Below are 14,565 nucleotides of genomic sequence, written 5' to 3'. Positions count from 1 at the left end.
TACGCGCTAGACAGTTTTTTACTAGGGGGTTTCCCTAGTCGATAGCGTAAATTTCTGGTTGCAATATTTAACCCGGGTAATATTGATTATTAATTTTACCCGGCTAATAATTAAGCCACTAGACGGAAGGAGAATCTATGAACACAGTAACCAACGCTGTGGCTGATACTGTGGCGACCTGCACCGCCTTTGATGGCCATCGACGTATTGCGTCTGGCCCCCTGCCCGAGGTCGCGGTCGCCGCCCGCCGCGCCCATGACGAGCAGGCCACCGGGCCGGTACTGATCTATAACGACGCGACAGGCCAGGTCGTGGACGTGGATCTGCGCGGCAGTAACGGTGACATCATGGCGCGGCTAGCCCCGCCCTCGCCCGCCACTGAATCTCATGCGCCATCTCCAGCTGAAACGGCAGCGGCTCGCGGACGTGGACGCCCCAAACTCGGGGTCGTATCGAGAGAGGTCACCTTGCTGCCACGCCATTGGGAATGGCTCGCACAGCAACCAGGCGGTGCGTCGGTTGCGCTGCGCAAGCTGGTCGATCAGGCCCGCCACGCTGACGGGGGTGCGACACAGCAACGCCAACGACAAGAAGCCGCCTATCGTTTCATGTCGTCCATGGCCGGCAATCTGCCTGGTTTCGAAGAAGCCACCCGCGCGTTATTCGCCGATGACCGGGCGCAATTCACGCAGCACGCCGCGGCATGGCCGGGCGACGTGCGGCAGTACGCCATGCAGATGGCGTTTGGCGTTAAAGCAGCCTGATTACCACCGCCCGTGCCCTACGGGCGTGGATGATCCCGGCGATATAGTTCCCACTCTTCGATTGCCGTCCCATCCGGCAGCGTGCAGATACCAACCTGTCCGCCCTGCCGGTCTTTGATCGTCAGCTGGCCGCCGAGCTGAACGCAATAAGCAGAGGCCGGGTTCGGCATGCCTATCGGCTTTGTATCGTGATCAGGACTGGAACATCCGGCCGCCACCAATGCGGCTGCGGCAATTCCGATCTTTTTCATTAAGCCTCCTGGTCTGGACAACTGAGTGTAACCATTCAGAAGAAAGACGTTATATCCAGCGCTTGCCGTCCGTCGGCTTTACCCCGGAACTCCGCCAGCGGACAAGAGGCCGCATAGAAGAAATAGCGTAAGTGCTTAATATAACGAGAAATTATTAACAACTAGGAGAAAACCCGCATTAGGGAATTTGCTTATGCCATTTAATTATTTGTAGAGCGCATACTGCTGCCTTCAGAATTCTGTTTTGACATAAAGCAAAACGATGGAATTACGGCAACTGGAGGCCTTTGCGGCCGTCATGTCCACCGGCAGCGTGACCGCTGCCGGGCGTTTGCTTGGCCGTTCGCAGCCGGTCATCACCCGCTCGATCCAGGAACTGGAGGCCGAAGTCGGCTATGCGCTGTTTGCCCGCAACGGTCCGCGCGTGACGCCGACGGAACAGGGATTCCTGCTTTATGACGATGTCGAACGTGCGCTGGTGGGGTTGAAGCAGATTCGCCAGCGTGCCGAGGAAATCGCCCGCGGCGACGATCGCCCTCTGCGGTTGGCTGCCACCTCAGCGCTGGCGACAGGTCTGTTGCCCGCCGCACTGAAATCCATCGAAGGCCGCATCGAGACCTCTCGCGTTCAATTGCGCAGCATGTCGCCCGAACGCGTGCTGCACGATGTGTTGACCGGCGCAGCTCAACTCGGCGCGACCAGTTTGCCATTGGAACACCGGGGCCTGACCGTGCACTGGATTGGCCAAGTCCCCTGTATCGTCGCACTGCCAGCCAATGATCCGCTGGCTGCGCAAACCTCTTTATCCATCGATGACCTGATGGGCCGGCGACTGATCACCATGGCCAACCCATACCGCTTGCGCCGCCGTCTGGATCAGGCCTTGGCAAACCAAGGGCGCAGAGCACCTGGCCTGATCGAAACCAACTCGTCCGTTAACGCGCTGGCCGCCGTACGCGCCGGCCTCGGTCTGGCGGTGCTGGAGCCCATCACTGTCTACGGCCTGCCCGTCGATGGGGTGGCCATCCGCACGCTGGACATCGACATCCCGTTTTTCTTTGGCGTGATCACGCCGCAATCGCAGCCCTCCCTGCCCGCAGTGCAGGCAGTTGCTGATGCCCTGGCCGAAACTGCCGCGCAGCTATTGCCCGGTTTTGTGCGTCACGAGGCCAGCGAGCATGGCGCATTGCTGCACTCGATCTACGGCGAAACCACTCCTGTTATGGATTCTTCTGCATCATGACTCTCTCTGTCGACAGCCCGCAGCCGGGCCTTGCCGCATTGGAGGCGCGTCTGCGCCAAGACCTGGCCTGGTTAGAGCTACCTGCCAAGCGTTGGATGCCACCGCGCACCATCGACGGCCAATCCGTGTTGGATGTGGCGATCATCGGTGGCGGAATGGCGGGCATGGCTGCGTCTGCAGCGTTGAATCATGTGGGAATCGACGCACCGATTTTTGATCGCGCACCCGAAGGATACGAAGGCCCTTGGGCCACCACGGCGCGTATGGAAACGCTGCGTTCCCCCAAACAACTCACTGGCCCCGCGCTCGGCCTGCCCGCGCTGACTTTCCGCGCCTGGTTCGAGGCTCAGTTCGGCGCCGCGGCCTGGGAGGCTCTGGACAAGATCCCCCGTCTGCAATGGATGGATTATCTGCGGTGGTACCGTCGCGTGCTGGGGCTGGATGTCCGCAATCAGCATCAAGTACAGGCCGTGCGTCCGCGCGCGGATGGCGTCGTGCAATTGGACATCGCCTCGCCTGCTGGACCTCAAACGATATTGGCCCGCCGCGTCGTGCTGGCAACCGGCCGCGATGGCCTGGGTGGCGCGTATGTCCCGGCGTTTGCTCATAAACTGCCGCGCAACCGCTGGGCGCATTCCTCTGATACGACCGACTACGCCGCACTGGCTGGCAAGCGCGTCGGCGTGATCGGCGCGGGCGCCTCGGCCATGGATAGCGCCGCGACGGCCCTGGAGGCCGGCGCGGCCAGCGTCGATCTGTTGATTCGTCGCGATGATATCCCGCGCGTCAACAAGGGCAAAGGCTCCGGCAATGCCGGCCTGGTCCACGGACACCTGGGTTTGCCCGACGAATGGAAATGGCGGATCCGCCACTACATCAATACACAACAAGTGCCCCCGCCTCGCGGCAGCACGCTGCGCGTCTCGCGTCATCCCAATGCCCGCTTTAATCTGAGCTGTCCAATTCTGGACGTGGCGATGATCGGCGATGAGATCCATGTCACCACGCCCAAAGGCGTGTTCGTACTGGACTTCCTCGTGTTCTCGACGGGCTTTCGTATCGACTGGACCGTACGTCCGGAATTCGCCGCGCTGGCGCCGCATGTCCGCGCCTGGGGCGATCGCTACACACCTGCCGCAGGCGAAGAGGATCAGGAACTCACAGACTCCCCCGACTTGGGACCGGTATTCGAATTGCAGGAAAAAACGCCCGGCTGCTGTCCCGGCCTGGACCGCGTGCATTGCTTTTCGTACCCGGCCGCGTTGACCCACGGCACCGTATCCGGCGATATCCCCGCGATCAGCGACGGCGCAAAACGTCTCGCGCAAGGCATGGCGGGACTGTTTTATCGCGAAGACGTCGAAACGCACTACGCCAATATCCAAGCCTACGCCGAGCCCGAAGTCTTTGGCGACGAGTGGGTGCCTGCCCAGGGCGTACAGGAGCCGGTTCAATGATTGTCTGGCTTTTTCGCCGCTTGGCCCAGGCGCTGGTGGTCGTGCTGTTGATGACGTTGATCGTCTTTGCCGGCCTGCATGCCATCGGCAATCCGATCGATATCCTGATTGGCCAGGATGTCGATCAGGTCGAGCGCGCACGCATCATTGCGCAGATGGGACTGGACCAACCGCTGTGGCGTCAGTATCTGAGCTTTTTGAGCGGAGCCCTGCATGGCAATCTGGGCAATAGCTTTGTCTATAACATCCCGGCCATTGAATTGATTCTGGATCGTATGCCGGCAACCTTGGAGCTGGCATTTGCGGCGCTCTTTCTCGCCGTCGTGATCGGTGTGCCGCTCGGTTTATTCGCAGGACTGTATCCCGATAACCCGATCTCGCGGTTCCTGATGGCAGGCAGCATCGTTGGATTTTCCTTGCCGACATTTTGGGTGGGTTTGATGCTGATCATGGCGTTCAGCGTTTCGCTGGGCTGGCTGCCGGCGAGCGGTCGCGGCACGACGGTGGAACTCCTGGGCGCGCAGTGGTCATGGCTCACTGCCGACGGACTGCGCCATCTGATTTTGCCCGCAATCAATCTGTCCTTGTTCAAAATCTCGCTGGTCATTCGACTGACACGTGCCGGAGTACGCGAGGTGCTGCCGCTGGACCACGTGAAATTCGCGCGCGCTAAAGGCCTGTCGCCTGCCCGCGTGGTCTGTGTACACGTGTTGCGCAACACGCTCATTCCCCTGGTTACCGTGCTCGGCCTGGAGCTCGGCTCCACCATCGCGTTCGCCGTCGTGACGGAAAGTATTTTCTCGTGGCCCGGCGCTGGAAAACTGATTCTGGACAGCATCAATGCACTGGACCGACCGGTCATCGTGTCGTATCTGGTCGTGATTGTCTGCCTGTTTGTCACTCTGAATTTGATCGTAGATATTTTGTACAAACTGTTGGATCCTCGAGTTCGCCTCGATGCGGAGGCTGCGCAATGAGTACGGCTGTCGCCCCCTTGCGCCAAGAATCGCCATGGCGCCGTAACGTCGCAGAGTTTTTCGCGTCCAAGATCGCGGTATTCGGCTTGGTCGTTGCGACCCTGCTGATCCTGGCCGCCATCCTGGCCCCGTGGATTACCCCGCAGAATCCCTACGATCTGCTGCAACTCGACGTCCTGGACGCGCGCCTGCCGCCCGGCTCGGAAAACGGTATGGGCACCTTTACCTATTGGCTGGGTACGGATGGCCAAGGCCGGGATTTGTATTCCGGCATTTTGTACGGACTGCGTATCAGTCTGATGGTGGGCATAGGCTCGGCATTGATCGCTGGCATTCTGGGCACCCTGCTCGGCCTGCTGGCTGCGTACGCGGGTGGGCGCGTCGATGCGCTGATCATGCGTGTCGTGGACCTGTTGCTGTCGTTCCCCTCGATCCTGGTGGCCATGATGATCCTGGCCTATCTGGGTAAAGGCGTCAGCAACGTGGTGTTGACGCTGGTGATTCTGGAATGGGCCTACTATGCGCGCACCGCACGTGGGCAAGCGCTGGTCGAGCGCCGCCGCGAATACGTCGAGGCGGCGCGCTGCCTGGACATCCCCAGTTGGCGCATCATGATCAAACATATTCTGCCCAACTGTCTGCCACCGTTGATTGTGATCGGCACGCTGCAAATCGCGCGCGCCATCACGCTGGAGGCCACGCTCAGCTTTCTGGGCCTGGGCGTTCCCGTGACGGAACCTTCGCTGGGGCTGTTGATCTCGAATGGTTTCCAATACATGCTGTCTGGCGACTACTGGATTAGCTTTTATCCCGGCATTGCCCTGCTGATCACGATCGTGGCCATCAATCTGGTCGGTGATCGCCTGCGCGATGTGTTGAATCCGAGGACTCACAAATGATGGCGGCACACCACTCTGCTGGTGGCCCGGCCACCTTGGAAGTGCGCGATCTGCGCACACACTTTTTCACTCGCGCGGGTGTTTTGCCCGCGGTCGATGGCGTCTCGTTCACGCTGGAACGAGGCCGTATTCTCGGCCTGGTGGGCGAATCCGGATCGGGTAAATCCGTGACGGGTTTCTCGATCATGGGGCTCGTAGATGCCCCGGGCCGTATCGTGGGCGGCGAGATCTTGTTCCAGGGCCGCGATCTGACTCAACTGCCGCCGCGCGAGTTGCGCAAGCTGCAGGGCAATCGCATCGCGATGATTTTTCAAGATCCGATGATGACGCTGAACCCGGTCCTGCGGGTCGATGCGCAAATGATCGAAGCAGTACGCGCCCACAACAATATGTCCAAGGCGCAAGCACGGGAATTGGCGCGCGACACCCTCGGCATGATGGGGATCCCCAGCCCGGAAGACCGCCTGAGGGCTTATCCGCATCAGTTGTCTGGCGGTATGCGCCAACGCGTTGCCATCGCCATTGCGTTGTTGCATCGCCCGGACCTGATCATTGCGGACGAGCCCACCACCGCACTCGATGTCACCATCCAGGCTCAGATCTTGTCAGAAGTGCAAAAGTTGGCCCGCCTGCATGGCACGAGCCTGATCTGGATTACCCATGATCTGTCAGTCGTCGCCGGTCTGGCCGATGAGGTCGCGGTCATGTATGCGGGTCGCATCGTCGAACACGGACGTGTCGACGATGTGCTCGACGCTCCGCTACATCCCTATACCGCGGGACTGATCGGCGGTTTGCCGGGCAACAATCTGCGTGGCCAACGCTTGCGCCAGATCCCCGGTATGACGCCGAATCTGCTGGACCTGCCCGCTGGCTGCGCATTCGCGGCCCGCTGCCCGCGTGCGGGCTCGGCCTGTGGCGAACGCCCTGACTTGACTCAACCCGTTTCGGAACGCCTGGTGCGCTGCTTTTACCCGACCCTCACCGCTGCGGAGGTCGCATGAATACGGCACCCACCGCACAAACGCCGATGATTGAACTGCGCCAGGTCAGCAAACGCTTTGGCGAACGCAAGATCGGCAAAGCCGAACGCGTATTGCAAAAGCTGCGCCTATCGCGCCCGCCGTCGATCACTCACGCCGTCGATGGCGTCGATCTGATCGTGCGTCCCGGCGAAGTCGTCGGCCTGGTTGGCGAGTCCGGCTGCGGGAAATCCACGCTGGGCCGCATGGCGGCCGGGCTGATGCCACCCACCGCAGGCGAAGTCTGGTTCGATGGCATGCCGCGTCATCAGATGGATGCGGAGCAAGCCCACCGCGCGCGCCTGAAAGCTCAGCTGATTTTTCAGGATCCGTATGCCAGCCTGAACCCACGTCTGCGCGTGGACCAGATCGTCGGCGAGGCGGCGCTGATTCACGGGCTGACCACCCGTGCAGAGATGGACGATTATGTCAGCGCGCAAATGCAGCGGGCCGGACTGGACCCCGCGTTGCGTCAACGCTATCCGCATCAATTCAGCGGCGGCCAACGCCAACGTATCGGCATCGCTCGCGCGCTCGCCGTGCAGCCCTCGATGTTGATCTGCGACGAAGCCGTCGCGGCACTCGATGTTTCGATCCAGGCACAGATCCTGAACCTGTTCATGGATCTGCGCGAAGAACTCAATCTGACCTATCTGTTCATCAGCCACGATCTGGGCGTAGTCGAACATTTGTCCGATCGTGTTGTCATCATGTATTTGGGGCGCGTCGTCGAGAGCGCACCGGCCGAAGACGTCTTTCGCCGCGCGAATCACCCCTACACCCAGGCGCTGCTGGCCGAAATCCCGCGCATGAACGCGCGCCATAAAACCTTTACCGCCATCCAAGGTGAAATTCCCAGCCCATTGCATCCGCCCACCGGCTGTCATTTTCATCCACGATGTCCGCATGCGATGCCTCGCTGCAAAACTGAAGTCCCGACGCTCAAAGGCATCGCCATCAACCATATGAGCGCCTGTCACTTGAACGACAGCAAATAATCATCTCGTCAGCCATTGGCTCATCATTACTAAACGGAACTCGAACCATGAAGCGTCTGATCCTGACCACGTTAACCTCTGCTCTCATGGGCCTCTCGGCCGGCGCCATGGCCGAAGACCTGAGCATCGGCTTTGCCGACCCTCTATCCTCGCTCGACCCGCAGCTCAACAACCATGCAGGCGACCGCTCGGTGGCACTGCATTTCTGGGATCTGTTGGTCGAGAACAAATGGAACAAGCTGCAGCCCGGCCTGGCATTGAGCTGGAAGCCGCTCGACGACAAGACGTGGGAATTCAAGCTGCGTCCCAACGTGAAATGGCAAGACGGCCAGCCGTTTACCGCTGACGATCTGATTTATTCGTACACGCGTGCACGCAATGTGCCCGGCAGCGTGGCCACCTATGCCGGTTACCTGCGCACAATCGAGTCTATGGAGGCTCCCGACCCCTTGACGTTCATCGTCAAGACGAAAGCGCCGAACCCCGATCTGCCTTTGAATCTGGCGTCGATCCACGTCGTCAGCAAGCACGTTGGTGAAAAATCCGCGACCGAGGACTACAACTCGGGCAAGGCCATGGTCGGCACCGGCCCCTATAAATTCGTTTCTTACACGCCTGGCGATCGCGTCATCATGAAGCGCAACGACGGCTACTGGGGTGAAAAACAGGTCTGGGAAAACGTCAACTACCGCTACATCAACAACGCTGCATCGCGTACCGCCGCCTTGCTCGCCGGTGATGTGGATGTGATCGACAAAGTTTCGGTATCCGATCTGGCCAAACTGAAGCAGGCCCCCAACGTCAGCGTCTATCCGTATGACGGTTTGCGCGTGATGCTGCTGCAGCCCAGTTTCAACTCGTCGCCAAACCCCTACATTACCGACAACGCCGGCAAGCCTTTGCCGAAAAACCCGTTGCTGGACGTCAAAGTCCGCCAGGCGCTGAATCTGGCGATCAACCGCAAAGCCATCGTCGATCGTATCCTGCAAGATGCGGCCACCGAAGCCAACCAATGGATGCCCAAGGATACCTTCGGCTATAACCCCGACATCAAAGACATTCCGTACGACGCGAAAAAAGCCAAGGAACTGTTGGCCGAGGCGGGCTACCCCGACGGTTTCAACCTGACGATGCACGTGCCGAATGACCGCTATCCGCAAGGTCCGGAAACAGCCCAGGCCGTAGCGCAGTTCTGGACGCGTATCGGCGTCAAGACCAAGGTCGAAGTCATGCCCTGGGCCGTCTATTCGAGCCGTGCGCGCAAAAATGAGTACGCCATGACCATGTTGGCATGGGGCAACGGCACGGGCGAAGCCAGCTACGCGCTGGTCAACATCCTGGCTACCGTGTCGCCCGAGAAAGGCCTGGGCGCCTCGAACTGGGGTTACTACAGCAATCCCAAGGTCGACGCAGAACTGGTCAAGGCCACCTCGGAATTTGATGTCGCCAAACGCGAAGCCATTCTGCGCGACTCGGTCAAGATCGTGTCCGACGACGTCGGCATCATTCCGCTGTACCACTACAAAAACATCTGGGCCGCGCGTAAGGGTCTGAAGGTCACGCCGATGACCAGCGACCGCACTGCTGCGCAGATGGTCACCAAGGTCGATGCGAAATGAGCCAAGCGACCCTTAGTATTACGCCTATCGATGACTTGATCGATGTGCCGCGTCAGATTCGTGTAGCGCATCTGACGCCGGGCGAAGTGGTCGAGATATCGACCCGCACCATTCGCGACGCTGTGGCCTGGACCAGCCAGGCGCAGTTTCGTGCCGACGAAAACGGCATCGTCGATTTGACGCGTGACGCGCCCGTGGCAGGATCGGGCAGCTATGACGAGGTCAGCCCGATGGGGCTGATCTGGTCCCAGGCCCCCGAGAGCGCCAGCCGTAATGTGTTCAATACGCCGGTGACTGAACCCCTCGTGACGCAAGTCAGCGTGCGCGGTACGGATGTCAGCATTGAAGGTGAATTGGTGCAACGCCTGGCCGCCGACGGCGTCACTCGACGCGAGGTGCGCGAGGAAGGACTGGTCGGCGTGCTGTATTTGCCGCCAGGTCCCGGGCCCCACCCTGCCGTCATGATCCTGAATGGCTCGGGTGGCGGCTTCAATGAACCGCGGGCTGCGCTGTATGCATCACGTGGCTACGCAGCGCTGTCGTTGGCGTATTTCAAAGCGCCTGGTCTGTCCGACTATATTTCGAATACACCGCTCGAATATTTCAAGACCGGTCTGGACTGGATACGACGCGAGCTCAAACCCGCCCATGATTTTGTCGCCATCAGCGGACAATCCCGTGGCGGCGAGCTCGTGCTGCTGCTGGGTGCCGCGTTCCCCGAGGCCGTCTCGGCGGTTGTGGCCTATGTGCCGGGCGCTGTCGTGCACAGCGGCCAGAATGCCTGCGACCCCAAAATCGGCCGCGAAGGCCCGACCTGGCTGCTGGGCGGCAAGCCCGTACCCCATGTCTGGGAAGGCAACCGCACCGCGACCTGGGCGCCGTTTGACGAAGGCCCCGCTCCCCATCGTCATGAAAAGGCCATACTGACCGCCTTGCAAGACCCGGAGGCCGTCGCACGCGCGCGCATTCCGGTCGAACGCATCCAGGGCCCTGTCATGCTGCTATCAGGCACCGAAGACGGTTCTTGGCCGTCGACGCTGTACTCCCGCATGGTGCGTGATTCACTACGCGAAGCCAATCACCCTTACCCCGTGCAGTGGCTGGACTACGAGGGCGGCGGTCACACGATCCTGTTCCCGTATGTCCCCACGACGCAGCTGGTATATGCGCATCCCGTCTCGGGCCGCATCAGCACCAGCGGCGGCAGTCCCAGCCCCAATGCGCGCGCCGATGCCGAATCATGGCCCGGCGTGCTGGCATTCCTGCGCGACGCGGTCGCAACTCGCGCCAGCGGCGCCGCCGGCAAGGCTAGCGTCAAAGCCGCACCGGCAATCGAGAACGCTGGCGCAGTCGCCGCCGCCATCGATGCCGCCGCCATTGCCGCGAAAAAGTAATTCCAGGAGGTCGACACATGGAAACACAAGCATCTAAAACCTACGATCCCGCCAATGATCTGGTGGATCGCCTGGCTGGCCTGACCCCGGGCAGCAAAACCTACGAGACCCGTCATCAGCGCGCCAAAGTCGCCGCCGCGACGCAGGGCAGCTACGACACCTTGTTCGCGCCTGAATTGCCGGGCCTGTCGCTGGTCGAGCGCCTGTTGGTCGCACTGTATGCCAGCCGCCTGACGCCTTCGGCCGAACTCGCCGCACACTACCGCGAACAGCTACAGGCAGCAGGCGCCGAGAGCTCGCTGGTCGAATTGGCCGAACAAGGCGAACCTGGCAATGCGCCCACGCCGCGCCTGGCTGCCATATTGACCTTTACCCGCAAGCTGATCGAAAAGCCCGTCGAGGGCGACCGCGAGGCCCTGTTGACGTTGCCGCAAGCCGGCCTGTCAACGCCTGAAGTCGTCACCCTGTCGCAATTGATCGCCTTTCTGTCATACCAAGTGCGCCTGGTCGCTGGTCTGAAAGCCATGAAAGCCCTGGAGGAATCCGCATGAGCCGCATCATCAAATCGCACGGTTTCACCAATGAGACCCTGGGCTGGGATGCGTGGCTGGACGTGGTCAACGTCGAGACCGCGACCCCTGAGCAAATCGCTGTGCTCGAGGAAAGCCATCCCCAGGCCAAGGTCTCCGACTACTACCTGTTCCTGATCCATCAGCCCGAAATCCTGCGCCAGCGCTCCGCCGCGTTCAACGCCATCATGTACGCGCCCGGCGGCATGCCGCGTGCAGAACGCGAGCTGGGCGCCACCGTAGTCTCGCGTATCAATGGCTGCGTGTATTGCGCATCGGTGCACGCCCAACGCTACACGCAGCTGGCTAAACAAGACGCCGTCATCGAGCAGGTTTTCGAAAACCCGCACACGGCTGGCACCACGCCGCGCGAGCAGGCCATTACGAAGTTCTCGATCGACCTCACCGAGCGGCCCGCCGAGATCTCTGCTGCCGATATCAAGGCGCTGAAAGACGCCGGGCTGAACGATGCAGACGTGCTGGATCTGCTGCATTCGGACGCGATCTTTGCCTGGGCCAATCGGCTGATGTTGAATCTGGGCGAGCCGGTGTTCCCGGCGCAGTGAAGTAGATCTTCCTACGGCTTTTGGGCAGTCGCGTTTATCTATCCGCTGCAAAGGCGGAAGGCGGCTGCCCGAATTGCTTGTTGAATGCCGTGGTATAGGCGCTGTGGCTATCGTAACCACTGGCCAATGCTACCTGCGTGATCGGCTTTCCCTGCATCAGTAGGGTCAACGACGACATCAACCGCAGTTGCTGCCTCCATTTGCCGAAGGTCATGCCGGTCGATTGGAGAAAGCGGCGGTGGAAGGTTTTGTCACCCAACGCCAGCCTGGCTGCCCACTCGGCTGCGGTTGCAGCATCTCCTGGATTATTCAAGAGCATCTGGCACACGCGTTGTATCGGGCCATCGGCGCCCTCCACCGCTTCAGTCGGCCACGGCAAATGGAATGGCAGAACGGGCTGCACCTGCAGTTCCTCGACCAATAGCTCCCCGAGCAAATGCATGCGTCGCGCAGAGGCTGCATGGCTGTCGGCTACGGCCAACTCCATGATCAACTCGCGCAGCAATCCGGATACATGGACAACACAATCGGCCGCAGGCAGTTGCGTGCAGACATCCTCGCGCACGAACAGGCCATGCGCTTGCAGCGCCACCGGCACCCCCAGACGGTGCTCTACGCCCGGCCGTAACCAGACCGCGGCCGTGGGCGGTACCAGCCACTGGCCGCTTTCGGACTCCACACGCAGCAGACCGCGATCCGCGTAGATCAGATGGCCATGCGGATGCTTGTGCCGCGGCACGACGTGGCCCGCAGGGTAGCGTATGGCAACACCGAATACCGGCGCACCGCTGGACTCGCGCGCGCGCAGGTCCAACGCGTGGCCACCATATTCCGGAGACGAAAAGCCCATGGCAGTGCATTTTGTCCAAATCAATAAATAATTTGTCCATTTTTATGTAGATAGACAATCTGTGCAAGCCTAGCATTTCACTGAACTGATCCTTCGCTGTCCATTCCACCATGTCCGCACTCGGTCTATCGCAACGGCTACCACTACTGCCTCCCGGTCGGGGTCTGTACGCGCCCGTTTGCGCCATGACCCATCCTGATTCCCCCTGACCCCGACCAACGTCAGCTTGTTTCAAGCCAGGGGAATCGGGTATCAACGATTCCTGGAGTGCTTTTCATGCTGGCCGATCCTTCCGTCAAATACCGCCCTATCTCTCCGATCGATCTCGCCGACCGTCAATGGCCGTCGCGCATCCTGACGCAAGCCCCAATCTGGCTGTCCACCGATTTGCGCGATGGTAATCAGGCGCTGTTCGAGCCGATGAACCGCGATCGCAAGCTGCGTTTGTTCCATGAGCTGGTGCGCATAGGTTTCAAGGAAATTGAAGTCGGCTTTCCCGCCGCCTCGCGCACTGATTTCGAAATCGTCCGCCACCTCATTGACGCAGACCAGATTCCTCCCGACGTCACCCCCATGGTCATGACGCAATTGCGCGATGACCTGATCACAGAGACGGTGCGCAGCGTCGCGGGCGCGCGGCGCGTGATCGTGCATTTTTACAATGCGATCGCACCTGCCTGGCGCGAGATCGTCTTTGGTATGAGCGTGCCACAGATTATCGATATGGTGGAGCGTCACATTGCGCTGTTCAAACGGCTGACGGCGGCACATCCGGAGACCGAATGGATCTTGCAATACTCGCCTGAGACCTTCTGCATGGCCGAACTGGAAGTCTCGCTGGCCGTATGCAACGCCGCCATTCGCGCCTGGGATGCCGGCCCGCAACGGCCGATGATCATCAACCTGCCTACTACTGTCGAAGTCTCTACGCCGAATGTGTTCGCCGACCAAATCGAGTGGATGAACCGGCGGCTCGAGCGGCGCGAGCATCTCATCTTGTCCGTGCATCCGCACAACGACCGGGGCACAGGTGTGGCCTGCGCCGAACAGGCAATGCTCGCCGGGGCGCAACGTGTCGAGGGCTGCCTGTTTGGCAACGGCGAGCGCAGCGGCAACGTCGACGTGGTGACGCTCGCGCTGAACCTCTACACCCAAGGCATCGCGCCTGGCTTGGATTTCTCTGACATTGCTGCAGTTGCCCGCGTGGCTGAGGAATGCACCGCGTTACCCATCCACCCTCGCCATCCGTATGTAGGCGATCTGGTATTTACCGCGTTCTCCGGCTCGCACCAGGATGCCATTGCCAAGGGCTTTGCCGCGCAACAGGCCGATGCACCATGGCGCGTACCGTATCTGCCCGTTGACCCGAAAGATCTGGGCCGCACTTACGACAGCATCGTGCGCGTCAATAGCCAGTCGGGCAAGGGCGGCATTGCGTTTTTGCTGCAACGCGACCATGGCATTATCATGCCGCGCCGCATGCAGGTGGAGTTCAGCGCCATCGTACAGGCATTGGCAGACGACAGCGAAACGGAACTGAGCAGCGAACAGATTTGGGATGTATTCGAGCGCACGTACCTCGCCCCGATACGTGAACAGCCAGGATTCATTCACCGCAGCCACCGCCTGAGCGAGCACGCCGACGGGCAAGGCATCACGCTGCAGCTGGTGAATGAGAATGGCAATGTCGTTACCCTGAAAGGGACAGGCAACGGGCCTATCGCTGCGACAGTGGCGGCGCTGGCCCTGCCGTTGCGCATCGATAGTTATGAAGAACGCAGCCTGGGGGCAGGTTCCGATGCGATGGCAGTGGCCATTGTGGAGGCAGCCATGCCTGGCGTGCCGGGCTCGCGCTTTGGCGTGGGACGGCACGCAAATATCGCTACAGCATCGATTCTGGCAGTGCTGAGTGCAGCGGCCCGGTTCTCTGCGGAGATGGCGGCAGTGGACTGAATG

The 14,565-nt window shown here is 60.6% G+C and carries 12 protein-coding genes and 1 pseudogene; 11 read left to right on the top strand and 2 right to left on the bottom strand.

What is annotated here, in order from left to right; all coding sequences use genetic code 11:
- Window positions 1-137: 137 nt before the first annotated feature.
- Window positions 138-764, top strand: coding sequence for a DUF2239 family protein (locus CAL20_RS10100; RefSeq protein ID WP_094820603.1), 627 nt, complete (start codon window positions 138-140; stop codon window positions 762-764).
- A gap of 17 nt (window positions 765-781) precedes the next feature.
- Here the strand turns inward: CAL20_RS10100 and CAL20_RS10095 are convergent, their stop codons facing one another.
- Window positions 782-1,015 carry a putative hemolysin gene (locus CAL20_RS10095; protein WP_094820602.1) on the bottom strand — a complete coding sequence of 78 codons (234 nt, stop codon included), beginning with the start codon at window positions 1,013-1,015 and terminating at the stop codon, window positions 782-784.
- Window positions 1,016-1,277: 262 nt separating this feature from the next.
- Between CAL20_RS10095 and CAL20_RS10090 the strand changes: the two genes are divergently transcribed.
- The 9 genes and pseudogenes from CAL20_RS10090 (at window position 1,278) to CAL20_RS25865 (ending at window position 11,759) form a co-directional block, all read left to right on the top strand.
- Window positions 1,278-2,258, top strand: a complete 981-nt coding sequence (locus CAL20_RS10090; protein ID WP_094820601.1) for a LysR family transcriptional regulator — start codon at window positions 1,278-1,280, stop codon at window positions 2,256-2,258.
- Window positions 2,255-3,715, top strand: coding sequence for a flavin-containing monooxygenase (locus CAL20_RS10085; RefSeq protein ID WP_094820600.1), 1,461 nt, complete (start codon window positions 2,255-2,257; stop codon window positions 3,713-3,715). The genes CAL20_RS10090 and CAL20_RS10085 overlap by 4 nt, the downstream gene beginning before the upstream one ends.
- On the top strand, window positions 3,712-4,692 hold the full coding sequence (locus CAL20_RS10080; RefSeq protein WP_094820599.1) for an ABC transporter permease: 981 nt from the start codon (window positions 3,712-3,714) through the stop codon (window positions 4,690-4,692). Before CAL20_RS10085 ends, CAL20_RS10080 begins: the two co-directional genes overlap by 4 nt.
- Window positions 4,689-5,591 (top strand): ABC transporter permease, encoded by a 903-nt coding sequence (locus CAL20_RS10075; protein WP_094820598.1) that lies wholly within the window; start codon window positions 4,689-4,691, stop codon window positions 5,589-5,591. Before CAL20_RS10080 ends, CAL20_RS10075 begins: the two co-directional genes overlap by 4 nt.
- The gene (locus tag CAL20_RS10070; RefSeq protein ID WP_373558290.1) at window positions 5,591-6,595 is read left to right on the top strand and encodes an ABC transporter ATP-binding protein; all 1,005 of its coding nucleotides are present in this window, start codon (window positions 5,591-5,593) and stop codon (window positions 6,593-6,595) included. Before CAL20_RS10075 ends, CAL20_RS10070 begins: the two co-directional genes overlap by 1 nt.
- A complete protein-coding gene (locus CAL20_RS10065; RefSeq protein ID WP_094837765.1) occupies window positions 6,592-7,611 on the top strand; it encodes an ABC transporter ATP-binding protein in 1,020 nt (339 codons plus the stop codon). The genes CAL20_RS10070 and CAL20_RS10065 overlap by 4 nt, the downstream gene beginning before the upstream one ends.
- Window positions 7,612-7,658: 47 nt before the next feature.
- Window positions 7,659-9,230, top strand: coding sequence for an ABC transporter substrate-binding protein (locus tag CAL20_RS10060; protein ID WP_094837764.1), 1,572 nt, complete (start codon window positions 7,659-7,661; stop codon window positions 9,228-9,230).
- Entirely contained in the window at window positions 9,227-10,624 is a 1,398-nt protein-coding gene (locus tag CAL20_RS10055; RefSeq protein WP_094837763.1) for an acyl-CoA thioesterase/bile acid-CoA:amino acid N-acyltransferase family protein, read from the top strand. The genes CAL20_RS10060 and CAL20_RS10055 overlap by 4 nt, the downstream gene beginning before the upstream one ends.
- Before the next feature lie 17 nt (window positions 10,625-10,641).
- A pseudogene (locus tag CAL20_RS25865) lies at window positions 10,642-11,759 on the top strand (CMD domain protein).
- Window positions 11,760-11,793: 34 nt separating this feature from the next.
- Here the strand turns inward: CAL20_RS25865 and CAL20_RS10040 are convergent.
- Window positions 11,794-12,609: an AraC family transcriptional regulator gene (locus tag CAL20_RS10040; RefSeq protein ID WP_094837762.1), complete on the bottom strand. Its 816-nt coding sequence runs from the start codon at window positions 12,607-12,609 to the stop codon at window positions 11,794-11,796.
- Between the two features lie 276 nt (window positions 12,610-12,885).
- On the opposite strand from CAL20_RS10040, the gene CAL20_RS10035 reads away from it, so the two are divergent.
- The gene (locus CAL20_RS10035) at window positions 12,886-14,562 is read left to right on the top strand and encodes a 2-isopropylmalate synthase (RefSeq protein ID WP_094837761.1); all 1,677 of its coding nucleotides are present in this window, start codon (window positions 12,886-12,888) and stop codon (window positions 14,560-14,562) included.
- Window positions 14,563-14,565 lie beyond the last annotated feature (3 nt).

This window comes from Bordetella genomosp. 4 (genome assembly GCF_002261185.1).
Classification (GTDB): Bacteria; Pseudomonadota; Gammaproteobacteria; order Burkholderiales; family Burkholderiaceae_B; genus Bordetella_A.
Note: the sequence above shows the minus strand (reverse complement) of the source record. Positions and strands in the feature narration are given on the sequence as shown.

What these genes read in the sequence shown, in the direction of transcription:
- CAL20_RS10095 (WP_094820602.1), bottom strand. Translation starts at nt 1,015, where the DNA reads ATGAAAAAGATCGGAATTGCCGCAGCCGCATTGGTGGCGGCCGGATGT.
- CAL20_RS10035 (WP_094837761.1), top strand. Translation starts at nt 12,886, where the DNA reads ATGCTGGCCGATCCTTCCGTCAAATACCGCCCTATCTCTCCGATCGAT.
- CAL20_RS10070 (WP_373558290.1), top strand. Translation starts at nt 5,591, where the DNA reads ATGGCGGCACACCACTCTGCTGGTGGCCCGGCCACCTTGGAAGTGCGC.
- CAL20_RS10040 (WP_094837762.1), bottom strand. Translation starts at nt 12,609, where the DNA reads ATGGGCTTTTCGTCTCCGGAATATGGTGGCCACGCGTTGGACCTGCGC.
- CAL20_RS10075 (WP_094820598.1), top strand. Translation starts at nt 4,689, where the DNA reads ATGAGTACGGCTGTCGCCCCCTTGCGCCAAGAATCGCCATGGCGCCGT.
- CAL20_RS10085 (WP_094820600.1), top strand. Translation starts at nt 2,255, where the DNA reads ATGACTCTCTCTGTCGACAGCCCGCAGCCGGGCCTTGCCGCATTGGAG.
- CAL20_RS10055 (WP_094837763.1), top strand. Translation starts at nt 9,227, where the DNA reads ATGAGCCAAGCGACCCTTAGTATTACGCCTATCGATGACTTGATCGAT.
- CAL20_RS10080 (WP_094820599.1), top strand. Translation starts at nt 3,712, where the DNA reads ATGATTGTCTGGCTTTTTCGCCGCTTGGCCCAGGCGCTGGTGGTCGTG.
- CAL20_RS10065 (WP_094837765.1), top strand. Translation starts at nt 6,592, where the DNA reads ATGAATACGGCACCCACCGCACAAACGCCGATGATTGAACTGCGCCAG.
- CAL20_RS10090 (WP_094820601.1), top strand. Translation starts at nt 1,278, where the DNA reads ATGGAATTACGGCAACTGGAGGCCTTTGCGGCCGTCATGTCCACCGGC.
- CAL20_RS10100 (WP_094820603.1), top strand. Translation starts at nt 138, where the DNA reads ATGAACACAGTAACCAACGCTGTGGCTGATACTGTGGCGACCTGCACC.
- CAL20_RS10060 (WP_094837764.1), top strand. Translation starts at nt 7,659, where the DNA reads ATGAAGCGTCTGATCCTGACCACGTTAACCTCTGCTCTCATGGGCCTC.